The organism is Tropicimonas sp. (assembly GCF_047971885.1).
GTDB lineage: Bacteria > Pseudomonadota > Alphaproteobacteria > Rhodobacterales > Rhodobacteraceae > Tropicimonas.
The window spans coordinates 19,299-44,896 of record NZ_JBKEAE010000139.1 but is presented as its reverse complement, the minus strand read 5'-3'; the positions used below and the strand labels follow the sequence as shown (position 1 = coordinate 44,896).

Below are 25,598 nucleotides of genomic sequence, written 5' to 3'. Positions count from 1 at the left end.
TCACGCCGGACGAATGCAAGATCGGCATCATGCCCGGCCATATCCACCGGCGCGGTTCGGTCGGCGTGGTCTCGCGCTCGGGCACGCTGACCTACGAGGCGGTCAAGCAGACCTCGGATGTCGGGCTGGGCCAGTCGACCTGTGTCGGCATCGGCGGCGACCCGATCAAGGGGACCGAGTTCATCGACGTGCTCGACATGTTCCTGTCGGACGACGAGACCCGCTCGATCATCATGATCGGCGAGATCGGCGGCAGTGCCGAGGAAGAGGCCGCCCAGTTCCTGAAGGACGAGGCAAAGAAGGGTCGTGCCAAGCCGGTCGCCGGCTTCATCGCCGGGCGCACCGCGCCTCCGGGCCGCCGCATGGGTCATGCCGGCGCCATCGTCTCGGGCGGCGAGGGCGGTGCCGAGGACAAGATCGAGGCCATGCGCTCGGCCGGTATCGTGGTGGCCGACAACCCCGCCGATCTGGGGCAGGCGGTGCTGGAAGCCATCGGCTGACCCGATTTGCTCCGCGGGAGGGGAGCAGGCATGGGACGTTTCGAAGCCGCATCAGGGCGCCTTTCGAAATACACGACAGACCCGGGTCGCTTTCGCGGCCCGGGTATTGGCGGTTTTGCCGGCCAGACTATTGAACCGCCGCATTTCGCGGCCTGAACCGTAATCTGAAGGTGCCTCAATGACCGAGCACAGCAAGAACGAAGTATTCCACGCATCAAGCTTCCTGCAGGGGGCGAACGCGGCCTACATGGATCAGCTTTACGCCCGCTATGCGGAGGATCCCGGCTCGGTGGACGAGGTATGGATCGATTTCTTCCGGCAACTCGGCGATCCCGAGCGCGACGTGCTGGCCGAGGCCACCGGACCAAGCTGGGCACGGCGCAAGACCTTCGTCGCCGACGACCTGATCGCCGCGATGACCGGTGAATGGCCGGAACCCGAGGTCAGGGAGGCGGGTCGCAAGATCCGCGAGAAGGCCGATACCGTCGGGGTCAGGGTCAGCGACGATCAGATCAAGCGCGCGGTGCTGGATTCGATCCGGGCGCTGATGATCATCCGCGCCTATCGCATCCGGGGCCATCTGATCGCCGATCTCGACCCGCTCGGCCTGCGCGAGGAAAACCCGCATCCCGAGCTCGACCCCGCTTCCTACGGTTTCACCGAAGCCGACATGGACCGGCCGATCTTCATCGACAACGTGTTGGGCTTGCAGGTTGCCACCATGCGCCAGATCCTCGAGATCGTGAAGCGCACCTATTGCGGCACCTTCGCGCTGCAATACATGCATATTTCCGATCCCGAGCAGGCCGCGTGGCTGAAGGAGCGGATCGAAGGCTTCGGCAAGGAAATCCAGTTCACCCGCGAAGGGCGCCGGGCCATCCTCAACAAGCTGGTCGAGGCCGAGGGTTTCGAGAAATTCCTGCATGTGAAATACATGGGAACCAAGCGCTTCGGGCTCGACGGCGGCGAGACGCTGATCCCGGCGATGGAGCAGATCATCAAGCGCGGCGGCGCGCTGGGGGTTACCGATGTTGTGATCGGCATGCCGCACCGCGGCCGGCTCAGCGTGCTGGCCAATGTTCTGAACAAGCCCTATCGCGCGATCTTCAACGAATTTCAGGGCGGGTCGTTCAAGCCCGAGGATGTCGATGGCTCGGGGGATGTGAAATACCACCTCGGCGCCTCGTCCGACCGCGAGTTTGACGGCAATATCGTGCACCTCAGCCTGACCGCCAACCCCTCGCATCTGGAGGCCGTCAACCCGGTGGTGCTGGGCAAGGCGCGCGCCAAGCAGGACCAGAACCACGATCTTTCCCGCCGCTCGGTCATTCCGGTGCTGCTGCACGGCGATGCGGCGTTCGCCGGCCAGGGTGTGGTGGCCGAGTGCTTCGGTCTGTCGGGGCTCAAGGGGCACCGCACCGGCGGCACGATCCATATCGTCGTCAACAACCAGATCGGCTTTACCACCGCGCCGCATTTCTCGCGCTCATCGCCCTATCCGACCGATATCGCGCTGATGGTCGAGGCGCCGATCTTCCACGTCAATGGCGACGATCCCGAGGCGGTGGTTCACGCCGCCAAGGTCGCGACCGAGTTCCGCCAGAAATTCGCCAAGGACGTGGTGATCGACATCTTCTGCTATCGCCGCTTCGGGCATAACGAGGGCGACGAGCCCATGTTCACCAACCCGATCATGTACAACCGCATCAAGCGCCACAAGACGACGCTGGCGCTCTATACCGAGCGGCTGGTCAATGACGGGCTGATCCCCGAAGGCGAGATCGAGGACATGAAGGCCGCCTTCCAGGCCCATCTCAACGAGGAGTTCGAGGTCGCCAAGGATTACAAGCCCAACAGGGCCGACTGGCTCGACGGGCGCTGGTCGCATCTCGACCGCGAGGGCGACCAGTACCAGCGCGGTCAGACCGCGATTCCGGGCGAGACCTTCGACGAGGTCGGGCGGGCGCTGACAACTGTCCCCGAGGGCTTCCCGCTGCACAAGACCGTCGGGCGGCTGCTCGATACCAAGAGGGAGATGTTCGCGACCGGTCGCGGCTTCGACTGGGCGACGGCCGAGGCGCTGGCCTTCGGCTCGCTGCTCACCGAGGGTTATCCGGTGCGCCTCTCGGGGCAGGATTCGACCAGGGGCACCTTCTCGCAGCGCCATTCCGGGCTGATCGATCAGGAAACCGAGGAGCGCTATTACCCGCTCAACAACATCCGTGAGGGGCAGGCGCATTACGAGGTCATCGATTCGATGCTGTCCGAATATGCCGTGCTCGGGTTCGAATACGGCTATTCGATGGCCGAGCCCAACGCGCTGACCCTGTGGGAGGCCCAGTTCGGCGATTTCGCCAACGGCGCCCAGATCATGTTCGATCAGTTCATCTCGTCGGGCGAAAGCAAGTGGCTGCGCATGTCCGGGCTGGTGATGCTGATGCCGCAAGGGTTCGAGGGGCAGGGGCCCGAACACTCGTCGGGGCGCCTCGAACGCTGGTTGCAGCTGTCGGCGCAGGACAACTGGATCGTCTCCAACTGCTCGACACCGGCAAACTACTTCCACATCCTGCGCCGGCAGTTGCACCGCAGCTTCCGCAAGCCGCTGGTGCTGATGACGCCGAAATCGCTGCTGCGCCACCGGCTCTGCATTTCCACCCGCGAGGATTTCGTCGAGGGGTCGTCGTTCCACCGCGTGTTGTGGGACGATGCGCAAAAGGGCAATTCGGATACGCAGCTCAGGCCGGATTCCGAAATTAGGCGTGTCGTCATGTGCGCCGGCAAGGTCTATTACGATCTGCTCGACGAACGCGACGCGCGCGGGATCGACGATGTCTACCTGCTTCGGGTCGAGCAGTTCTATCCCTTCCCGGCGCTTTCGCTGGTCAAGGAACTCGAGCGGTTCAAGGATGCCGAAATCGTCTGGTGCCAGGAAGAGCCAAAGAACCAGGGTGCGTGGAACTTTATCGAGCCCAATATCGAATGGGTGCTGACCCGGATCGGCGCGCGCCATACCCGGCCGGTCTATGCCGGACGGGCGGCATCGGCCTCGCCGGCGACGGGTCTGGCCAGTTCGCACAAGGCACAACAAGCGGCGCTCGTCGACGAAGCGCTTACCATTGAGGGAAAATGACCCATGACCATCGAAGTTCGTGTTCCAACCCTGGGTGAAAGCGTCACCGAAGCGACGGTCGCAACCTGGTTCAAGAAGCCGGGCGAGGCGGTTGCGGCCGATGAGATGCTGTGCGAGCTGGAGACCGACAAGGTGACGGTCGAGGTGCCCGCCCCGGCGGCCGGCGTGCTGGGCGAGATCGTTGCCGCCGAGGGCGAGACCGTAGGTGTCGATGCGCTGCTGGCAACGATTTCCGAGGGCGAGGCCGCCGTTGCGGCGCCTGCGCCCAAAGCCGCCCGGCCGGCGGCGGAAGCGCCCGCCGCCGCAGGCGGTGCGGTCGACGTCATGGTGCCGACGCTCGGCGAAAGCGTGACCGAGGCGACGGTTTCGACCTGGTTCAAGAAGGTCGGCGATGCCGTCAATCAGGACGAGATGCTCTGCGAGCTGGAGACCGACAAGGTTTCGGTCGAGGTGCCGAGCCCCGTCGCCGGCGTGCTGACCGAGATCCTGGCTCCCGAAGGGGCAACCGTCGAGGCTTCTGCCCGGCTGGCGGTAATCGCGGCCGGCGAGGGCGCCGCGGTTGTCGCGGCCACGGCCGATGCCGGTCTTGCCAGCGTCGCGCAGGAGGCGGCTACGGCCGGGCAGGCTGTGGCCAGGGACGTGGCCGATGCGCCCTCCGCCCGCAAGCTGATGGCCGAGAAGGGGATCGATCCGGCACAGGTTCAGGGATCGGGCCGCGACGGCCGGGTCATGAAGGAAGATGTGCTGAATGCGCTTGCCGCCCCGGCACAGAAACCCGCCGCGCCAGCCGCCCCGCGTGCGCCGGTTCCGGCCGAGGACGCCTCGCGCGAGGAGCGGATCAAGATGACCCGCCTGCGCCAGACCATCGCCCGCCGTCTCAAGGACGCGCAGAACACCGCCGCCATCCTGACCACCTATAACGAGGTGGACATGACCGAGGTGATGGCGCTGCGCAGCCGCTACAAGGACGAGTTCGAAAAGCGCCACGGCGTGCGGCTCGGCTTCATGTCGTTCTTCACCAAGGCCTGCTGCGCCGCCCTGATGGACGTGCCCGAGGTCAACGCCGAGATCGACGGCGACGAGATCGTCTACAAGAATTTCGTCCACATGGGGATTGCCACCGGCACGCCGCAGGGGCTTGTGGTACCGGTGATCCGCGACGCCGACAGCATGTCCTTCGCCGAGATCGAGGCCGCCATCGCCGAAAAGGGCCGCCGCGCCCGCGATGGCAAGCTGTCGATGGCCGAGATGCAGGGCGGCACCTTCACCATCTCGAACGGCGGTGTCTATGGCTCGCTGATGTCCTCGCCGATCCTCAACCCGCCGCAGTCGGGTATCCTCGGCATGCACAAGATCCAGCAGCGCCCGATGGTGGTGAACGGGCAGATCGTCGCCCGGCCGATGATGTATCTGGCGCTCAGCTACGATCACCGCATCGTCGACGGCAAAGGCGCGGTGACCTTCCTTGTCAAGGTCAAGGAAGCGCTGGAAGATCCGGCGCGGATGCTGATGGACCTCTGATCGTGCCAGCGGCGACGGGCCTGTCGCCGCTGCCTTTTTGTCTGAATGTATCTTCGGGGGCAGACGGCCCTCTTCCACCTCATCACGAGAGCCCCCATCCGAAAGGAGACGCCCCATGGCAAGCTATGACATCATCGTAATCGGCGGCGGTCCGGGGGGCTATGTCTGTGCCATCCGCGCCGCGCAGCTTGGCTTCAGGGTTGCCTGTGTCGAGGGGCGCGAGACCCTGGGCGGCACCTGCCTGAATGTTGGCTGCATCCCGTCCAAGGCGCTGCTGCACGCAAGCCATCTGGTCCACGAGGCCGAGCACAATTTCGAAAAGATGGGCATCAGGACCTCGGCGCCCAAGGTCGAGTGGGACAAGATGCTCGCCTACAAGGAGGACGTGGTCGGCCAGAATACCCGCGGCATCGAATTCCTGTTCAAGAAGAACAAGATCGATTGGCTGAAGGGCTGGGGGCAGGTTACCGCGCCCGGCAAGGTCAGCATCGGCGACGATCTGCACGAGGCCAAGCATATCATCATCGCGTCGGGCTCGAAATCGGCCTCGATCCCCGGAGCCGAGGTCGAGATCGACGAGAAGATCGTCGTCACCTCGACCGGTGCGCTTGCCCTGCCGAAGATCCCGAAAAAGATGGTCGTCGTCGGCGGCGGCGTGATCGGGCTCGAACTCGGCTCGGTCTACAGCCGCCTCGGTACCGAGGTAACGGTGATCGAATACATGGACGGCATCGTTCCGGGGGCGGACGCCGAGGTTGCCAAGACCTTCCGGCGCATCCTGTCGAAGCAGGGGCTGGAGATCGTCACCGGCGCGGCCGTCTCGAAGGTCGAGACGCTCAAGACCAAGGCAAAGGTCAGCTACCGGCGGCGCAAGGACGACAGCGAGCATCAGGTGGATGCCGATATCGTGCTGGTGGCCACGGGCCGCCTGCCCTTCACCGAGGGGCTGGGGCTCGACAAGCTGGGGGTGAAGCTGACGCCGCGTGGCCAGATCGCCGTCGATGGCGGCTTTCGTACCAGCGTGCCCGGCATCTATGCCATCGGCGATGTGATCGAGGGCCCGATGCTGGCCCACAAGGCCGAGGACGAGGGCGGCGCGCTGGCGGAGATGATCGCCGGCCAGAAGCCGCATATCGACTACAACCTGATCCCGGGTGTCATCTATACCACCCCCGAGGTCGCTTCGGTCGGCGCGACCGAACAGGCGCTCAAGGAGGCCGGCCGCGCCTACCGGGTCGGCAAGTTCCCCTTCATGGGCAACGGCCGCGCCAAGGCGGTGATGCAGACCGAGGGGTTCGTGAAGCTGCTGGTCGACAAGACCACCGACCGTGTTCTCGGCTGCCACATCATTGGCCCGTCGGCGGGCGAGATCATCCACGAGATCTGCGTGGCGATGGAGTTCGGCGCCTCGGCCGAGGATATCGCCCGCACCTGCCACGCCCACCCGACCTTCTCCGAGGCGGTGCGCGAAGCCGCGCTCGCCTGTGGCGACGGGGCGATTCACGCCTGACCGGCGCATTGGCCGCCGCACCGTTCCGGCGATGCGGCGGATGACCCGCATGTCCCGCCATCGACGGGACGACAGTTGCCGGAAAGTCCGGAGGCGCGCTTCCGCTGAGCGCGCCGGATGCCGTCAGTCGTTCAGTGCCACCCGCATCCGGGCCGAACTGCAGAAGCAGCGTTGGGCGTATTCCACCTTGCGCAGGGTTCCCCCGAAGCCGACCGCCGTGCCGCAATCCGCGCGCGCGGCGGCGGCCATCTGGAAGGCGGCACCGTTCCGGCCGCTGGCGGCAAGCTGGTCGTGATAGGCCACGGCCTCGTTCAGCCGCGCGTCGAGGTCCGATTGCAGCATCGGCCCGACCGAGGCGGGCGTCAGCCCGACATCGCGCCAGCTCCGGCAGGCCGCGAGCATCTGTTCGAGCGTCACCGTGACCCGGCGATTGGCTCGTTCGGGGCCCGAGACCCGCACCAGAAGCTCGCGCTCCCCACGGCTTTCGACGGTTCCGATCCGGCTGACCGGCACACCATCGGCCACCAGCGCATTGGCGACCGCGCGCGCGCGCCGCATGCCCAACCCCTGATTGTAACCGGCGCTTCCGACGGCATCGGTATAGCCGATGACAACGGTGGGGCGGTAGTTTCCGCTGGCCCTGAGATTTTCGGCGACCGTTTTCAGTTGCGCCTGTGCCTGCGTATCCAGCACATCGGAATCGAAGGCGAAATTGACGGTGGCAATGTCCTGCGCCGTTGCGGCGCGGGGAAGACCGAATGCGAGAAATGAAAGGGCAAGGACAAGCGCGAACAATCGCATTGTGACAGCTTTCGATTGGGGCGCGACAGACCGCGCAAACTGGCAAACTACTCGCGGCGCATTGTGACAAGATCGCCCCTCGACGCGCAACCGCATCAGTGCAAGAAGGCCACATTAGACGACGCACTGTGTCATTTCAGTCTGGCAACGTTGTCGAAATGAAATTCGGGAGTGTATAGAAACAATCATAATACAGGGAGATTTCCGTGCCCATTAAGGTATGTTTGCGCGCAGCTTTGCTCGCGACGGTGTGTGCTCTGCCAGCTTCCGCATTGACGCTTGAGGATGCCGTTCTTTACGTGCTCGAGACCAATCCCGAAATACAGGCGGCGGAATTCAACAAGCAGGCGATCGAATTCGAGCTTGATCGGGCAAAGGCATTTCGCACCCCGAAAGTACGGCTGGGCGGCTGGGCCGGAACCAGCCACGATTACGGGTATTCGGACTCGGCCGCAGAGCATTCCATCGAAGGATGGGAGGCGAATGCGCGGGTGACGCAAACGGTTTTCGACGGCTGGTGGACGCGTTCGGAGATCGAACGCCAGGCCTATCGGGTCGATGCCGCCGCGTTGCGGGTGCTGGAGCGGTCCGAAGTGCTCGCGCTCGAGGCGACACGGCTTTATGCCGATGTGCTGCGGATGCAGGAGCAGGTGGGGCTGGCGCGGCAGAATCTGGCTTATCACCGCGAGGTTGTCGGGCGGCTGCAGGGCGCTTTCGACAATGGCGTGGTCGGCCCGGGCGATGTGCTGCAGGCCGAAGAGCGCCAGCTGGTGGCCGAGGATGTCCTGCTGGAATTCGAGCTCGATCTTGAAGACACCCGGGCGGTGTTCCTCGAAGTGGTCGGGATCGAGCCCGACGCGCTGGTGCGCGTTCCGGGGCTCGGCTCTGCGGTGCCCGGTTCGCTCGACCACGCGCTTGCCACGGCGCGGCAGAAAAACCCGACGATCCGCTTTGCGCAGCACGATGTCGGCGCATCCGAGGCGATGGCGCGCCGTGCTGCCAGCAACAAGTACCCGAGCGTCGATCTGGTGGTCGAAGGGCGCTATGGCGAGGACGTGGACGGATACAGAGGCCGGGTCAACGAGTTTTCGGCCGGGGTCGAATTCAGCTATGAATTCCAGGGCGGTGCCAACCGGGCCGACCGCCAGGAGCAGGTTCGCCGCACCAGCGAAAGCCGTGCACACCTGCTGTCGCAGACCCGGCTGGTCGAGCGCGAGGTCCGCCAGAGCTGGAACAGCATGGTGCAGGTGAACAAGCGTGTCGGTCTTCTGCAAAACCAGGTCCGGGAACTGCGCGACCTGCGCGACACTTACGAGACCGAGTTCGAGGTTGGCACCCGTTCGCTTCTCGACGTGCTGAACACGCAGAATTCGCTGGTGCGCGCGCAGGCGGAACTGATCAACGTCCTGTCGCTCGATACCTATATCGAATACCGGATCCTTGCCGCCGAAGGCGTTCTGCTGCCGACGCTCGGGATCGAGCCGCCTGTGGATGCAAGCACCTATGCCACCGATCAGGTCAGCGCGACGCCGGTCAGCGCCCGCGAGGACGAGACCCGCTTCGATGCGCGATCCTTCAGCAACTGGCGCAAGTCCGTCGACAGGCAATGACCGGGCGGGTTGAGAATGGTGGAAGGTAGCGATCCCGCCGTTCCGCCTGCCGATGGCACCCGCGACGAAAAACCGGTCCGGCTGGTTGTGAAGCCGGCACAGGGCGGGCCCGGAACCGGGCCGGAAGAATGGTCGATCCCCGACGATCCACTCGATCCGCTGGCATCCTCGCTGGCCGAAACGATGCGGCTGATGGGTCGCGATGTCGGCCTGCCCGTGTTGCGGGCGGGCCAGCCGCTGCCCCCCGACGGGCGGCTTACGCCCGATCTGGCACTGGCCGCCGCCGCGGCGCAGGGTTTTCGCGCAATGATTACCCGCAAGGGAAGGCTCGCCGACCTGCCCGACGCGGTTCTGCCGGCGGTGCTGTTTCTGAACGGTCGTGACGCCTGCGTGCTGATCGCGCGCGAGCCGGGTGGCCGGGCGCGCGTCGTCTGGCCGGCCAAGGGTGGCGAGGCGATTTCGTTGCCGCTGCCCGAACTTCAGGCCGCCTATTCCGGCCACGCGCTGGTGCTGCGCCCCGAGGTCGACGAATCCGGCCGTGCCGGGCCGGCGATGGCGCAGGCCGGAAGCGGTCACTGGTTCTGGGGTGTCGTCACCGCGCACTGGCCCGACTACCTGCAGGTGATACTGGCCTCGGTCGTGGTAAACGTGCTCGGTCTTGTCGTGCCGCTGTTCACCATGAACGTCTACGACCGTGTCTTTCCCAACGCGGCGCTGGTGACGTTGTGGTCGCTGGTGGCTGGCGTCGGTATCGCGCTGGCGCTCGATGCGGCGCTGAAATGGATTCGCGCCGGGGTGATCGACCGTGTGGGCCGTCGCGTCGATCTGTCGGTATCGGCCGCACTTTTCCGCCACATCGCCGACCTGCGGCTCGAGGCGAAAAACCGGTCGACCGGTGCGCTGATGAACACGCTCAAGGATTACGAGCAGGTGCGCGATTTCTTCGGCTCGCAGACCGTGGCAACGCTGACCGATCTCAGCTTCACGGTGCTGTTTCTCGGGGTCATCGCCTATGTCGGCGGTCCGCTGGCGCTGCCGCCGACGATCGCTCTGATCGGAACGATCCTGATCGGCATGGCGGTGCTGATCCCGATGCGGCGGGCGGCCAATGCGGCGCGCCAGACCGGCGGGGTGAAGAACGCTGTCGCGGTCGAGGCGATGACCGATCTCGAAACGCTCAAGGCGGTGTCGGGCCAGAGCCGGATGCAGCGCCGCTGGGAAACCCATGTGGCCGAGGCCGCCATCGCGCAGGAGCGCAATCGGCGGCTCGCCACCTTTGCCACCACCGTCACCGCGCTGTTGCAGCAGGCATCCTCCATCGGGATCGTGGTGATCGGTGTCTATCTTGCGCTCGAGGGGCGGATCACCATGGGCGCGGTGATAGCGGCGATGATCCTGTCGGGCCGGGCGCTTGCGCCCACCGCCGCACTGTCCGGCCTGTTCCTGCGCGGCAGCTTCGCCATGTCCACGCTGCGCAGCCTTGACGAGGTGATGAAGCTTGCCTCCGACAGCGCGCCCGAGACCCGGCCGATCAACGCGCAGATCGTCGACGGCTCGGTGACGCTCGACGGGGTGAGCCTGCGCTATACCGGGGCCGAGATCGATGCGCTGACGGATGTGTCGGTGTCGGTCCGCGGCGCAGAGCGGGTTGCCGTCGTCGGTCCGGTGGGCAGCGGCAAGACAAGCCTTGTCCGCCTGATGGCAGGGCTTTACGCGCCGACCTCCGGAATGGTGCTGCTCGACGGGATCAACATGCGGCAGCTTGGCGCGGCGCAGATCCGCGCCGAGGTGCAACTGGTGCCGCAGGATGCGGTGCTGTTCTCCGGCACACTGGCCGAAAATATCGCCTTTGGTGTGCCGCAGGCCCGCGATGCCGATATCGTCGAAGCTGCGCGCATCGCCGGGGTTGACCGGCTGGCGGCGGCGCACCCGCAGGGGCTGGCCATGCCCATCGCCGAGCGCGGGCGCAACCTTTCGGGCGGCCAGCGGCAGATGGTGGCGCTGGCCCGCGCGCTGCTGCCCCGCCCCAGGGTGCTGATCCTCGACGAGCCAACCTCGTCGATGGACATGGCGAGCGAGAAGCTCTTCATTCAGCGGCTGGGCGCGGCGCTCCGGCAGCGCCGAATGACACTGGTCGTTTCGACCCACCGGATGGGTTTGCTGGATCTGGCCGAACGGCTGGTGGTGCTGGACAAGGGGCGCGTGCTGCAGGACGGGCCGCGCGACGAGGTTCTGCGGAGGCTCGAACAGGTATCGAAGGGCAGGGAATCGTGAGCGCGCGACTGGACCGGGAATTGCGCGATTTCGCCACCGGCAGCGCCGGGGCGCGGCTCGGCCGACCCTCGCACACGGTTACCCTGCTGCTGATGCTGCTTGTCGTTGCGGTTGCCGCCGGGATCGTCTGGGCGTCGCGTGCGACGATCGAGGAGGTCGCGCGCGCCGACGGGCGGGTTGTGCCCTCGGGTCGGGCACGCATCGTCGAAAGCCTCGAAGGCGGGGTGGTGCACGAAATCCACGTCGCCGAGGGCGATATCGTCAATGCGGGCGATGTGCTGGTCCGGATCGACGATACCGGATCGGCGGCGAATCTGGGCGAGTTGCGGGCACAGCGCACCGCGCTTGCCGCCCGGATGCACCGGCTGGAGGCCGAGGCCGCGGGTGTGCAGGCGCTCGATTTCGGCGGCAGCGGGATCGATGCCGAGGCACCGATCGCACTGCGGGAGAACGCGATGTTCGATACCCGGCTTGCCTCTTATGTCGGGCAGCGCGCGGTGACCGAGGCGCAGGTGGATCAGGCGCGTCAGGAGATCACCAAAATTACGGCCGCGCAGGGGCGGGTCGGGGAGAGCCTCGCCCTGCTGGACGAGGAGATCGACATCAAGACCGCTTCGGGCGTCATTCCCCGTGCCCAGATCCTGCCCATCGAACGCGAGCGCGCGGCCAAGCGGCAGGAGGCCGACGATCTGGTCAGCCAGCTTGCGCAGGCCAGCGGTGCGCTGCGCGAGGCCGAGGCGCGGCTGCGCGAGCTGGAACTGGAACGGCGGGCCGAGATCTCGGCCGAACGCGCCGATGTGCAGGGCAAGCTCGAAGTAATCGACGAATCGATCAAGCGCGCCAGCGATGTGGTCAACCGTGCCGTTCTCAGGGCGCCGGTGGACGGGGTGATCTCGCAGATCAATGTCAACACCATCGACGAGGTAATCCGCGCCGACGAGGAAGTGCTGCGGATCGTGCCGGTGGGCGACCGCCTGCAGGTCGAGGCGCGGGTGCGACCGGAGGACATCGCCTTTATCCGCACCGGACTGCCGGCGCGGGTAAAGCTGACCTCGTTCGATTTCACCATCTACGGCGCGCTCGACGGGTCGGTCACCCGGATCGGCGCCGATGCCGAAACCGACGAGACGACGGGATTCACCTATTTTCCGATCATCGTCGAAACCGAAACCAACGTTCTGGAGCGGCGCGGCGAACGGCACGAGATCAAGCCGGGCATGGTCGCCTCGGTCGATGTCCTGACCGGCGAACGTACCGTGCTGGATTATGTCCTGAAACCCCTGCGCAAGGCGCGCGCTGAAGCGCTGCGCGAGCGCTGAGCGGGGCGTTTGCGCCGCCGGAACGGCGTCACATCGCCCGCCATGGATAACGGGCCCCGCCGGGGCCCGTTTTCATGTGCTTTGGTACCGGGTTCGTTAGATAGCCGCCGCCTCGGCCACGCCTGCGGCATTCTCGAAGATGATCTGAACCTCGTCGGGAATGCCGCCGCTGAACGAAACGACCGTTTCGCCGTCTACCTGCAGGGCGTTGCCCAGCATGGCAAAGCTGCGTCCGCTGCCGAATGCTGTCAGGTCGATGGTGTCGCCGTTGCCGGCGGCATCGCGCGACTGATAATCGGTGATCACGTCGGCAATTCCCGGCTCGCTGTCGATCACGAAGAGATCGTTGCCCGCCCCTCCGGTCAGCGTGTCCGCACCCGGACCGCCACGCAGCACGTCGTCGCCCGCGCCGCCGCTCAGGATGTCGGATCCGGCACCGCCGTACAGCAGGTCGTTTCCGGCCCCGCCGAAAGCGGTATCGTTGCCCGCGCCGAGATCGATGGCATAGCCCTGGCTGGCGCCGCCGAGGTCCACCAGATCGGCGCCATCCAGCATGCGGAACCCGTCGATATCGGTATAGGGGCGGCTGGTGGCATCCCAGATGACCGTATCGTTGCCGGTTGTGCCCTGTGCGATCTCGATATTGCCGGGCGTGCCGGTGGCGTTGCCCATCGGCGTTGTGGCGTCCAGCGTCACCACCGTATCCGGGGTGGGCTGGGTCGACCATCCGGCAACATCGTCGGGCAGCAGGGTGTTGGCCTCGACCGAGAACGCAACCGGTCCGGCCGTGCCGTGGTTCGACGTTGCCGTCACCTCGCCCGCGATGTCATCGGTGAAGAGGGTCGGCAGGTCGAGCGAAACGGCCGCTACCCGGGCCTCGAAATCGGCGACGCTTTCAGTGGTGCCCCGGGTCAGCGTCAGCGTGTCGCGCGCCGCGTTCAGCGTGCCGTCCGACACCACAACCTCGTCCGACAGCGCCGAGGTGAAGCTGACCACCACCTGATCGAGCGTTTCGAGATGCGGCGTGAGCGTTTCACTGATGACCGCCGCGATACCGAGCGCCACCGTCTGCCGCGTGAACGACGGATCGTATTCATCCGGATCCGGTGTCACGGTGAGGTCGATATCCTGTTCGGGTGTGATCGTCACCGTCAGCGCCACCGGCATTCCGCTGTCGCCGCCTTCGTTGGTCGTGGCCTTCACCGTACCGGTCAGGGTCGCACCGGTTGCGGTGGCGAAATCAGCCGGGAAGGTGATCTGAAGGGCCGCGAATTCGGTGGCGGTGCCGGTGAAGGTAAGCGTGCCGCCGGTGATCGAACCGGCACTGGCGACCGTGCCGGCCGGCAAGCCGCTCAGCGTGTAGCTCACCGTGGCGATTTCGGATCCGTCGGGGTCGTCCACCGTCACATCGATCTGGTCGGCCGGGGTGAAGACGAGCGGTGCATCGGTTTCGGCGAGCGTGACATCGGGCTCGGTCACGGCGAAATCGAGGTCCTCTTCCGCCGCGATCCGGATTTCGTTGCCGACCGTCTGGTTGCCGCCCTCGTTGGTGCTGACCGTCAGGCTGGCGGTGAGCGAGGATCCCGGGCTTTCCGTCGAGAAGCCGGCGGGGAATTCGAGGTTCAGCGCCTCGAACTCGGCCAGCGTGCCGGTAAAGGTCAGCACGTTGCCCGAAAGCGAAACCCCGGTCGACGGGCTGTAGCCCATGTCCGATGGCACGCCGGTCAGCACATAGGTCACCTGATCGACCGATTCCGACCCGTCGGCATCCGTGACCGCGATATCGAAGCCGTCGGACGGCTTGATGGTGACGGCCGCGTCGGATTCGTCGGCGTCGATGATCGTGTCGGTCACCGTCACCACCAGATCGGGCGCGACGGCGATGTCGATCGCCGCATCCGCCGGGGCAGAGGTCTCGGTATCGGTGTAGAGGCTGTTGCTGTCGGTGCTGACCGCGACGATCTGCAGGTCGACATCGCCGCCGAAATCGGCCGGCGGGGTGAATTCGACCGTGCCGCCGAGGCTGTAGACCGGCGCGACGCCATCGGCTGCCGGGCCTGCGACACCCGGAATGGTCGCCGTTCCGTCCGCGGCGATGGTGACCGCCACGCCATCGACAGTCAGCACCGAGCCCGCCGGAAGGCCCGAGACCACGAAGTGGATGCTCTCGTGGAAATCCGGGCTCTGTGCGGTTGCCGTCAGGGTATAGGGCTGCGCCTGATCCTCGGTGCCGGTGCCCGGTGCGATGTCGAAGCTCGTCACCTCGGGGGTATCGGCATCGGGCCGGAACTGCAGGTAGAACTCGGTTGTGGCGCTGTTGGTGTCGCTGTTGGAAAGCTCCAGCGTGTTTTCGGTGATCGTCACCTTGATCCGGTCGGGGATGTCGAACAGCGGATCGGGTGTCCGGGCGTGATCCTCCGACAGGGCGAGTTGCAACGAATCGAAGGCCGCCTTGCTGAAGGTCATCGAACCGTCGCCGTTGTCGATGATGCCGCTCAGCGTTCCGGCGGCGACGATCATCGTGATGTAGCTGTAGACGTTGGGATCGTCGAACGAGACCACGTAGCTTTCGAACTCGGATCCGTCCTGGTCGGGCGACCGGGCGGTCAGAACGTCGGACAGCCTGAAGTTGGTGTCCTCGATCCCGGTGATGACCGGGATCGGCCCGGACAAGTCGACCACCGGCAGCCCGGTTTCCGGGTCGGTCACCGTGGTGTCGTAGATGAACTCCGGCTCATCGGCGACAGCGACGACGTTCAGCGTTATCGATTCGGTTCTGGAACCGACCGAACCGTCGACATCCTGACTGCTGCCGGTAACGCTGACGGTCAGCGGGCCGCTGTAATGCTCGCCGGCGAACAGTTCGACGTTTTCGAGATCGGCATGGGAGAGCGTGTAGCTGCGCATTCCGCCGCTGTCGGTGTAGCTGGTGATCTCGGTACCGTTCAGGAACAGCGTCGCACCCGTTGTGGCGTGATCCACCGTGATGGTCACCGTATCGAGCGGCCGCTCGCCGGGGTCGATGCCCTCCAGGCGGAATCCGCCCGTATAGGCGGTATCCTCGTCGAATTCGGTGGGTCCGGTGAACACGATGTCGGGCCCGTCCACCACCGGATTGATGATGATGGTCTGGCTGCCGGATGCGGTATCGACGGTGCCGCAGGTATAGTTGGTCAGGATCGTGCTGATCTCCAGACTGTTCAGTCCGTCATAGGGCGTTTCCGTTCCGAAGGTGCCCGAGGCAAACCCGTCGGGCGAGGATTGGTGCAACGGCGGGGTGAACATCAGCGCATTGCTGAGCGTCGGATCCGAGGGGTCTGCGCCGAGAAGCGCGAAGTTGATGATGTACTGCCCCGTCACCGGGTTGAGCAGGACGGCGCCGGGCACGGTGCTGGTCAGCGTCGCGCCGGCCGGAAGGGTCACGCCCACCGACAGGCTGCCGTTGATGCCGGGCACATCGCCCAGATCGCCGATGGTCGAGAACCCGTTGCCCGGCGTCAGCTTGAACTGAACGGGGAAGGTGGTGTCCTCGTCGCCGACGGCGATCAGTTCGAGGTTGGGGATGGTCGGCGGGTCCGGCGGGCAGGTTGTGTCGTCGCCCTCGCCGGGCAGCACCAGCACACTGAAGTCGTTGACCTCGACATGGCCGCCGATCAGCGCGTCGATCGCCGCCATCGCCTCGTCGGGGGAAAGCCCGCTGAAATCGGGCATCGCCTGATCGTTCTCGATAACGACGGTGTACATCTGGAAATCGTAGAACGTCGGTGTGTCGATAGTGCCGGCAATGAACCTGATGCTGTCGAGCTGGGCCTGCGACACGATATATGCGTCGACACTGTCGATACTCGTCCCGGTTGCCCCCGCCGGCGTCGCCCCTTGCAGGGCGTGGCCGGTGCCGGCAAAGCCGGTAATGACAAAATAGACCGTTTCGGACGCGTCGTCTCCGCCGACCCCCGGGCCGCCGACATCGATTTCGCCGCTGATGCCCGACAGTGGCGTGACGGACGTTCCATCGGGGTTCGTCGCTGTAAGGTTTCCTGCATTGTCGGGGTCAACTGAATTCGACATCAGAAGATCCCGGCTTGCGCGCTGGATCAGCTCGAATGTGGTGCCACCGTAACCGGCATAGGCATAGGCGTGATAGGCGCTGGCGGCACCTCCGAAGTAGCCGTCGATCTCGGCGGCAGTCAGACCGCCGCTGCCGGCGTCGGTGGGGTAATCGTTCAGATCGGGGTTCTGCACGGTGACATCGGGGTCGTCGGCCACGCCGATAACGTTGATGGTGCCGGTTCCCACCGTCTCGATTGTCTTGGTCGGATCGATGTCTTCCTGATAGACGGCGCGGACATCGAAGGAGAAATCCTCGTTGCTGTCCTGCCCTGCCTGCACCCACAGGTTTGCCGCCTGCGCGGGCGTCAGTTCCAGCGACCAGCCATCGGCCGGCGAACCGCTCAGCGGCAGTTCGACGAGGTTGCCGCCCGCATCCCTGGTGTAGAAGGTCGGCAAACGGCCGAAGGAATCGGCATTGATGTTCTCCAGCGTGACGCTGACCAGGCTCTCGGGCGATTCCGCCGTATGGTCGATGATGTTGCCGTCGAAGCGGATGAGGCCCGGCGTATCCTCGTAGATCGTTGCGGATTCCGACGGGTCGCCCCCGTCGGGAACCGGCTCGATGTAGAAATTGGCCTCGATGGTGTGCATCGCTGTCCGGCCGTCGTACTCCTTGCTCACAACCCGGACTTCGCGGAAAAAATCGCCCGCGAAATGGGTGGGGATGCCGCGGAATTCGATATCGTTCCAGGCCCCGTCGTTAATCGCCCAGGAATTGTGGCCCGGCGTCGTGTTGAGCTGGGTGAGCAGCGCCGGCACGTAGGGCGAAGCCGGATCGCCCGGGGTCTGGCGTACCCAGACGGTGATTCCGGCCGGCACGTCGCGGATGATGATCCCGGTGATGGTCTCGGACCCGTCGTCATCGGTCAGCCCGATGTCGATATAGGTGCTCCAGATGCCGCCTGCAGCGTCGATCTCGCCTTCGTCGCCCGGGCCGACCTCGACGATGAAGACGGTGTTGTTGACCGGCGCAACGTCGATATCCGCCTCGACCTCGGCCGTTTCGGTATCTTCACGGGCGGTGTTGCCGTCGCGTGTCGTCAGCTTCATGGCGATATCCTCGCCATAGAAGGTTCCTGCCGACGAGGTGTCGCGGCCGTCGATGAAAGGGTGCTCCTGATCGGGGTCCCAATCCTCGTAAGGGGTGGGTTCGAGCGCCAGCGATGCCTCGAACGAGGTCACGTCGCCAACGAAGGTGATGGTCACCACACCGGTCGCCAGGTCAACATTGATCGAATCGATCTTGGCCAGTTCCGCCGCCGACAGCGCGCTGCCGCCATCAAGCGTTCTGAGCACTGCCCAGTCGGCCTCGGCGATGTCGCCGCCGGCCTTCCAGCTGTCGGGAAGCCAGTCGCTCGGGATATTGCTGATGGTCAGCGTCTCCAGCCCCTCGGAGCCGTCGGTGTCGGGCGTCGAGGCGTCGATGCCCAGATAGACCTGCACCTGGTCGTTGTCCGACCCGTCGGTGGTGGTGCCCGGGCCGGACCCGTCGAGCGTGGTTTCGCGCAAGGTAAGGATCTGGCCGATCGAAACGCTTCCGCCGTCGGTCGCCGATCCCGAAATCGAGGTTGGGCTTCTGCTGGTGGTGTCGCCGGTGGTCAGGTCGTCGCCGCGCACGAAGGCGGTGAAGGTCAGATCGGCCTCGGCAACCGGCCGGACCTCGATGGTGGCGGTGAAATCCGTGCTGGCAGGGTTGTCGGCCGGGTCGGTTTCGACGTCTCCGGTAAGCGTTTCGGACCAGTTGATTGTGCCTTCCACGTCGAAAACACCGCTGAAATGCTGTGGAACGCGAATTTGCAGCGCTCTCATGGCGGTGGCGAAGTCCGCCTGCGAGGTGCCGGCGGTGGGCGTGATCGTGAAGCGAATCGTATCGCCGTCGACCAGGGTCGGGACGATGCTGACGAAACCGGCCGGTGCGCGGGTAATAAGCTGGAAGTCTCCGGTATCCGTCAGATCGTAACCGTCGCTCAGTGTCGAGACCGAGAATGTCAGCGTGACGCTCTGAACAAATTCCGACCCGTCGGTATCGGTGAGCCCGAAGCTGCTGAAGAGGTTGCCTATCGCACGGATGCCGCCGGTGTTCTCGCCGATGGTTCTGTCGTTGAACCCGCTGGTGAGCGGGTCCACCACCGCATCGACGTCCACATCGGTGGTATCGCTGGCCGTCTGCGTGTTGCTGGCAAGCCCCGCCGCCGTATCGACCGAGGTCACGGTGGCTTTCAGGTCGTTTCCGACGATCGTTTCGACATCGCGGTCGTCATTGTGCAGTGGCGTGACGCGCACGGCGCCGGAAAAGTCGGTCAGTCCGGACTTGAGCGTGATCGTAAGGGTGGTGCCGCTGAAGGTGGCGGTGCTGATGTCGCCCGCGCCATCCTCGAAATAGCTCAGCACGTTGCCGCCCGGCAGCCAGCCGGCCGGCATGTTCTCGATCACGACCGTCCGCAACGATTCCGAGCCGTCCTTGTCGGGCGTGTCGGCTTCGATCAGAAGCCGGAAGGACTGATCTTCCTTGACGATGAAACTGTCGTCCGAGATGCTGGTCTGGTTCACCCATGTTTCGGTGGGGTCGACCGTCAGCGTAATGGTCGGTTCGGCCACCGGCGTCACGTTGAGATAGGCGCTGAGGCTGGTGCCGGCGGTGGTGCCTTCGTCGGTCACAACATTGACCGTCATCAGGATCCGGCCCGAGAAATGCTCGGGGAAGCTGGTCACCGCCAGATTTTGCAGTTGCGCCAGCGTCAGGCCGCTGAGCGTGCCGGTGGGGCCGGTCAGGCTCTGCCCGTTGCTGAAGGTCGTTGCACCGTTTGTCGGCAGGCCGGTAAAGGTCACCCTGATTCCGGTGATGTGTTCGGAGCCGTCGATATCGGTGACGGCGGCGTTGAGGTTCAGCGCGATTGGGTTTCCGGTTGCCGAAATCACATCCTCGTAAGTGGTGATCGTCGCGGCGGTAATGTCCACGTCCGCCTCGGAGGAGACGGTGACCGTGAAGGTCTTGCTGGCGATGCCGTCGGTCGAACTGGCCTCCGGCGCGTTGGTATCCTCGCCCGCCATGAACGCTTCGTTGGTGGTAAAGATCACCTTGCCGCTGATCGTCGTTGCCGGGTTCGCGGTCGAGAAGTCGTTCGGCAGCCTAATGCGCAGTGCGTTGTATTGCGCCGCCGTCAGGTCGGGAAGAATGCCATCGGCGGGCACGCGCAGCCAGTTGGTTCCGTCGAGCGAATACCACGAGGCGTTCGGCATGCCGATGGCTGTTCCGCTCGCGGCCGAATTCGGCAGGCCGCTGATGCTGACCTCGACACGCTGGATGCTTTCGGAGCCGTCGGCATCGGCGCCGCTGCCCTGAACCGCGTCTCGCAGGTAGAACTGGACGGGGTTGCGGGTTGTGTTGTCCTCGTCCCGGTCGGCCGGCGCATCGTTTTCCCTGAGGGTAATCGTGCCGGTGCCGCTGACCTGCACGTCGCCTTCGGCGTCCAGACTGATGGTCATCGTCCCGCTGGCGGTGCCAGCTTCGTTGGTGTTCGCCGTCAGGGTCGCCGTCAGGGTGGAGGCCGGGCTTTCGGTCGAGAAATCCCTGGGCAGGCTGATTTGCAGGGTCTCGTATTGCGCGGCGGTCAGGTTGAAGACGTGGCTCGCCGGCGCGGCGCTCCAGGTGATGCCGTCGAGGGAATAAAGCGTACCCGCCGGCAGGCTGGCGAACGCCAGCCTGACGCTTGTCACGCTTTCGGAGCCGTCGATATCGGTTGCGACGGCTTCGAGCAGATCGGACGGCGTGAAGATGACGGGCGCATCGGTTTCCGCCGTTTCCAGCCTGCCGCTGCCCCTGATTTCGATGTCGTCCTCGTAATTCACCGTCACCGGGATGGAGGCGGTGACCTCGGGCAGCAGGGTGCCGTCGGCATCGCGTGTCCGGACAGCGACATCGGCCGCCAGCGAGGTTGCCGGGCTGGTCGTCGAATAATCGGTCGGGAAGGTGAGGGTCAGCGTGTCGGGCGTGATTGCCTGACCGCTGGTATCGTCCCAGACGAAGTGGAAGGTGAAGGTCTCGGGCGAGCCGCCGTCCGAGGTGAAGGTCCCCGCATTCGATGTCATGCCGGCGGGCAGGCCGGACAGGGTGATCTCGTAACGGCCGAGCGTTTCGGAACTGTCCGAGATGTCGATATCGATGAAATCGCTCAGCGTCACGGTGACGGGGCCATCGGTTTCGGCCGTGACCACCGCGCCCGAGATCGCCACGTCGGAGGTGGGTGTCACCACAACCACCAGCGGCGCGCTTTCGCTGCCTTCGGGCGTTGTCACGGTGACCGTTGCCGGGAAGGTGCCGCTCTGATCGCCCGGGATATGCATGCGCAGCGGTCCCGTCGCCTGGGCGACGGTGCCGGTCCATACCAGCCCGTCCAGCGTGCCGGCGCTGAAGGTCGTTCCGGCGGGCAGGTCGGTGAAGGTGATGGTGACGGTGGCGGCAAAGCGCGGGTCGCCAGGGTCGGCGGTTTCCGAGCCGTCGTCGTCGGTGATCGCGATGTCGATCATGTCGAGCGTGACCCACACGCCACCGGTCCCGCCGGCGCCGCCATCTTCTTCGACGGTCACGGTGCCGGGGTCGACCGACAGTTCGATATCCGGCTCGAACGCAATGGTGACGGTCTGTGTCGCGGTCGCCTCGCCGTCGATGGGGGTATCGTCGCCTGCGGTCTGGTCCTCGCCGGTGCGAACCGACAGGTTGATCGAGATCGGCAGCGTGGTTGTGCCGTTCGTCAGGTCGGAGCGGTTGGCGGTCGAGAAATCGTTGGGAAGCGTGATCTCTATCGCGTCATAGATTGCGGTCATATCGCCGTCGGCATCGGTGATCGTCAGCGTCAACGTGGCCGAACCGTCGGCTGCGATGCTCAGGATCGGGGTGACCGAGGCGGGAAGGCCCGAGATATCGCCCGGATCGAACGAGCCGTCGCCCGGCAGGCCGGTGATTTCCAGCCGCAGCGTGGTGATCGTCTCGGAGTTGTCCGCGTCGGTTGCGGCCGGCACCAGCGAGGATGCGGGGCGGAAGGTCAGCGCCGCAGCATCGGGCCCGTCGGTCTCGGTCAGCGAAAGCGGGCCGTTGTCGGTGATCGCAACATCGCCTTCGGGCGTGATCTTCAGCGAAACGGGGGCCGATTTCTCGCCCTCGGTCGAAATGCCGGTCAGCGTACCGGTTATGTCGCCGGGTGCCCTGTCATTGCGGCTGACGGTTGAAAAGTCGGCCGGGAAGATCAGTTGCAGGGCGCCATATTGCGCTTCGCTGCCGGTGAAGGTGAGTTCGCCCGTTGCCCCGTCATAGTCGATCGTGCCGGCGGGCACACCGCCGAAGCTCATCCCGGCGGGCAGGCCGGACAGTTCCAGCCTGATTGTGGTGAAGATCTCGTGCGGCAGGTTGGCGTCGCCGTCGGTGATTTGCAGCGTCCACGCGCTGGAGGGGGTCACCGTGACGGCCGCGTCGGTTTCGGCCGCTTCGAGCGTCGGCGTGGTCAGTTCGATGTCGCGCACCGGGTTGACGGTGACCGTTTGCGAGGCCGTCTGTGTCCCCTCGTTCGAGGTGATGGTGATCGCCAGCCCGAAGCTGCCCGAGTAATCGCCGGGCAGGGCAAGTGTCAGGGCATTGGCCTCGGCGATCGTGCCGGTCCAGGTGCCGGCCGCGATATCCGCCGTGCCGGTCGAGAAATCGGCCGCCGTCACGCCGGCGGGCAGGTTGGTAAAGCGGATGGTGACAATTGCGTCGTCTTCCGATCCGTCGAGGTCGTTGCCGGCGGCGGAAATGCCGAAATCGACAGTCACGCCGCCATGGCTTTCGGCAACGCCGCCGTCTTCGTCGACGGTGACCGACGCGGGCGCCGAAACCGTCAGGTCCGGCTCGTAGGCGATGGTGACGGTCTGCGTTGCGGTTGCCTCGCCGTCGATGGGTGTATCGTCGCCGGCGGTCTGGTCCTCGTCGGTGCGCACGCTCAGCGTCATGGTGATCGGCAGCGCGGTTTCGCCGCTGGTCAGATCGGTGCGGTTGGCGGTCGAGAAATCGTTGGGGACGACGATCTCGATCGTGTCATAGATCGCGGTCACATCGCCGTCCGCGTCGGTGATCGTCAGCGTCAGCGTGGCCGAACCGTCGGCCGCGATGGTCAGGACAGGGGTGACCGAGGCGGGCAGGCCGGCGATGTCGGCCGGATCGAACGAAGCCGGCAGGCCGGTGATTTCCAATGTCAGCGTGGTGATTGTCTCGGAGCCGTCCTGGTCGGTTGCGGCCGGCACCAGCGAGGATGCGGGGCGGAAGGTCAGCGCCGCGGCATCGGGCCCGTCGGTCTCGGTCAGCGAAAGCGGGCCGTTGTCGGTGATCGCAACGTCGCCCTCGTGACCGATGAAGATCGGAACCTGCCCTGTCACCAGATCGGAAGGCTCGCCGGCCTGAATGGTCTGGAAGGCGATGGTGGCCACCAGATCGGTTGCCGGTGTCTGGGTCGAATAGTCGGGCGGGAACACGAGCACGACATCGAGCGGATGCGTGCCGCCGGCAGCGGCATAATATTCGTAATGGAAGGTGACGGTGCCATCGCCTGCGTCGGTCAGCGTACCGACCGGCAGGCCAGTGTTCGCATCCACGACCTGCATGTCGGGTGGCAGCCCCGGCAGGTTGATGATGGCATGGTCGAGCGTTTCGTTCGGGTCCGTCTCGGTGATGGTCACGAAAGCGCCCATCGAGACGCGGACCGGCCCATCGGTTTCCGTCAGGTCGACCTGATTGGTGAAATCGATCTGCGCGTCGCGGACCGGTGTGATGATGATCGTCTGGGGCGTTGAAACCTGCCCTTCGGGGGTGATCGCCGTGATCTCGGCGTTGACGATTCCGGCATAGTTGCCCGGAAAATGCAGAGTCAGCGCCTCGGCCTCGGTGATCGTCCCGGTCCACAGATTGCCATCGAGCGTGCCGCCGTTGACCGCAACGCCTTCGGGAAGGTTGGCAAAGGCGATCTCGACCCGGGTCGCAAAGCGCGGATCTTCGTCGGATTCGGTTTCCGAGCCGTCGATATCGAAGACGGAGACGTCGATATCCATGTCGATGGTAACACCGGGGGCGGGCTCGCCGACAAAACCGTCGTCCTCCTGTGCGCGCACGATGCGAGGCGCGGCGACAGCGGCGTCGACCTCGGGCGCGATATCGACGGTGCGGCTGACCGTTGCCTGCCCGTCGTTGGCGCTGTCGACCGAAAGATCGCTGTCCTCGTCGGTCGCGACGCTCAGCGTCAGGGTGATCGGCAGCGAGGTCGGCCCGCTCTGCCCGCCGCTCAGATCCGTCCGGTTGGCGGTGGAAAAATCGGTCGGCAGGGAAAGTTCGATCGCCGCATAGGCTGCGGCGATATCGGCCACCTGCGCGCTGTCCATGGTGATGGTCAGTGTGCCCGAGCCGTCTGCCGCCTGCTGGAACAGGACGGTCGCGCCAGCGGGCAGGCCGGAAACGCCATTGGCAACGGTGAAGCTGCCGTCGCCCGGCAGGCCGGCGATCACCAGCGTCAGTGAGGTCAGGCTTTCCGAGCCTTCGTTATCGGTCACCACCGGCATCAGAAGTTCGGACGGTACCATCGCGGTCGGTCCGTCTGTCTCGTCGGCCACGGTGTCGGGCAGGCTGGAGTCGATTTCGACATCGCCCTCGGCAAGGATGCGGATGTTCACCACCGATCCGGCCTCTTCGCCGTTCGCCGACGTGAGCACGATCACCCCGGCCAGATCGCCCTCGGGCGCGTCGAGGCGGCTTTCGGTCGAGAAATCCTGCGGGAAGACAAGTTGCAGGCTCTGGTATTCGGCGAGCGTGCCGCTGAACTGCAGGGTCAGCGTGCCGTCCGCCGCTGCGACCAGCGTGCCGATGCTTGCGGTCGTTCCCAGCGGCAGGTTGGAGATGGTCAACTGGACATTGACCACCTGCCCGCCGTCGCCCGGGTTGACCAGGCCGAAGAACGGGTATTCGGCCATGCTGAGGCCGACGGTCGCGTCGGTCTCCGACAGGATGGCCGTTTCGCCGAACCACACATCGGGCAGGTCGAGGTTGAGCTCGTCGTCTGCCGCACGTGTGAAATTGCCGGCGCCCCTGTGCCAGTCGAATGCGGGAAGCGGGTCATAGTCGGTGGGTGGCAGCAGCGGCGAAATCTGCAGGCCGACCAGCGGTTCCCCGGCGAGGATCGTCGCGTCGTCGCCCGATCCCAGTTCGGCGTATTCGGCGGCGATGGCGCCCAGATCGGTGGGTGGCACGTCCGCCGGGGCGGCCCAGGCATCGTTAGGCGAGGCGACATTCTGAAGCGCAATTGCCGGAACCCTGTGGTTGCCGATCATCACGTCATAATCGCCGCTTGCGCCGCCAAGCAGCACGATCATGCTGCCGTCGCCCTGTACGAGAACCAGATCGTTGCCCAGTACCAGCAGCCGCGAGGTTTCGGTTCCCGCCGGCAGGCGCACCTCGGATGCGAACGGGTCGGCAAGGGTCAGACCCTGTGTCGCAACCCCGTTGCGAGCCTGTTCGACAAGCTCGGCCAGTTCGGTTTGAGAGATGGCAAGGCTGACACCCGTGTTCGGGTCGAACGCTTGAATGTTCACAACAAATCTCACTCGTACCAGACAGCGCCGGAACAGCGGCGCGCGCAGACAATTACAAGGATCTAGAGACTTTTAGAAGATTTTCCTAACATTCTTGGCGAATATCGTTAATGTGTGTGGTTTTTTGTCTCGGAATCCCCGTAAATTTTACGAAATATATCCGAGTCTCCGCAGGGCGTAAATTATGGAATTCCGGTATGTCTTTCCGGGCGGCGACGG

Annotated in this window: 9 protein-coding genes; 7 read left to right on the top strand and 2 right to left on the bottom strand. The window is 65.1% G+C overall.

The genetic code is table 11. From position 1 onward, the window contains the following. The 4 genes from ACK5IR_RS12050 to lpdA form a co-directional block, all read left to right on the top strand. Positions 1 to 500: succinate--CoA ligase subunit alpha (locus tag ACK5IR_RS12050; RefSeq protein WP_416929220.1), on the top strand; the 500-nt coding region annotated here is incomplete at its 5' end. Positions 501 to 678: 178 nt separating this feature from the next. After that, positions 679 to 3,630 carry a 2-oxoglutarate dehydrogenase E1 component gene (locus ACK5IR_RS12045; protein WP_416929218.1) on the top strand — a complete coding sequence of 984 codons (2,952 nt, stop codon included), beginning with the start codon at positions 679 to 681 and terminating at the stop codon, positions 3,628 to 3,630. 3 nt (positions 3,631 to 3,633) lie between these two features. Next, positions 3,634 to 5,151, top strand: coding sequence for a 2-oxoglutarate dehydrogenase complex dihydrolipoyllysine-residue succinyltransferase (odhB, locus tag ACK5IR_RS12040; protein ID WP_416929216.1), 1,518 nt, complete (start codon positions 3,634 to 3,636; stop codon positions 5,149 to 5,151). 115 nt (positions 5,152 to 5,266) lie between these two features. Beyond that, positions 5,267 to 6,661: a dihydrolipoyl dehydrogenase gene (gene lpdA / locus ACK5IR_RS12035; protein WP_416929214.1), complete on the top strand. Its 1,395-nt coding sequence runs from the start codon at positions 5,267 to 5,269 to the stop codon at positions 6,659 to 6,661. Positions 6,662 to 6,784: 123 nt separating this feature from the next. Here lpdA and ACK5IR_RS12030 read toward each other — a convergent pair whose 3' ends face one another. Further along, positions 6,785 to 7,462 carry an OmpA family protein gene (locus tag ACK5IR_RS12030; RefSeq protein WP_416929212.1) on the bottom strand — a complete coding sequence of 226 codons (678 nt, stop codon included), beginning with the start codon at positions 7,460 to 7,462 and terminating at the stop codon, positions 6,785 to 6,787. 272 nt (positions 7,463 to 7,734) lie between these two features. Here ACK5IR_RS12030 and ACK5IR_RS12025 point away from each other — a divergent pair, with 272 nt between their 5' ends. The 3 genes from ACK5IR_RS12025 to ACK5IR_RS12015 are packed head-to-tail and all read left to right on the top strand — an operon-like array spanning position 7,735 to position 12,665. Beyond that, positions 7,735 to 9,072 (top strand): TolC family outer membrane protein, encoded by a 1,338-nt coding sequence (locus ACK5IR_RS12025; RefSeq protein WP_416929210.1) that lies wholly within the window; start codon positions 7,735 to 7,737, stop codon positions 9,070 to 9,072. A 15-nt stretch (positions 9,073 to 9,087) separates the two neighbouring features. Further along, on the top strand, positions 9,088 to 11,346 hold the full coding sequence (locus tag ACK5IR_RS12020) for a type I secretion system permease/ATPase (RefSeq protein ID WP_416929208.1): 2,259 nt from the start codon (positions 9,088 to 9,090) through the stop codon (positions 11,344 to 11,346). Further along, positions 11,343 to 12,665 carry an HlyD family type I secretion periplasmic adaptor subunit gene (locus tag ACK5IR_RS12015; protein ID WP_416929206.1) on the top strand — a complete coding sequence of 441 codons (1,323 nt, stop codon included), beginning with the start codon at positions 11,343 to 11,345 and terminating at the stop codon, positions 12,663 to 12,665. Before ACK5IR_RS12020 ends, ACK5IR_RS12015 begins: the two co-directional genes overlap by 4 nt. A 96-nt stretch (positions 12,666 to 12,761) precedes the next feature. On the opposite strand, the gene ACK5IR_RS12010 is transcribed toward ACK5IR_RS12015, so the two are convergent. Continuing rightward, positions 12,762 to 25,379 (bottom strand): hypothetical protein, encoded by a 12,618-nt coding sequence (locus tag ACK5IR_RS12010; protein ID WP_416929204.1) that lies wholly within the window; start codon positions 25,377 to 25,379, stop codon positions 12,762 to 12,764. Positions 25,380 to 25,598 lie beyond the last annotated feature (219 nt).

What these genes read in the sequence shown, in the direction of transcription:
- ACK5IR_RS12045 (WP_416929218.1), top strand. Translation starts at nt 679, where the DNA reads ATGACCGAGCACAGCAAGAACGAAGTATTCCACGCATCAAGCTTCCTG.
- odhB (WP_416929216.1), top strand. Translation starts at nt 3,634, where the DNA reads ATGACCATCGAAGTTCGTGTTCCAACCCTGGGTGAAAGCGTCACCGAA.
- lpdA (WP_416929214.1), top strand. Translation starts at nt 5,267, where the DNA reads ATGGCAAGCTATGACATCATCGTAATCGGCGGCGGTCCGGGGGGCTAT.
- ACK5IR_RS12030 (WP_416929212.1), bottom strand. Translation starts at nt 7,462, where the DNA reads ATGCGATTGTTCGCGCTTGTCCTTGCCCTTTCATTTCTCGCATTCGGT.
- ACK5IR_RS12020 (WP_416929208.1), top strand. Translation starts at nt 9,088, where the DNA reads ATGGTGGAAGGTAGCGATCCCGCCGTTCCGCCTGCCGATGGCACCCGC.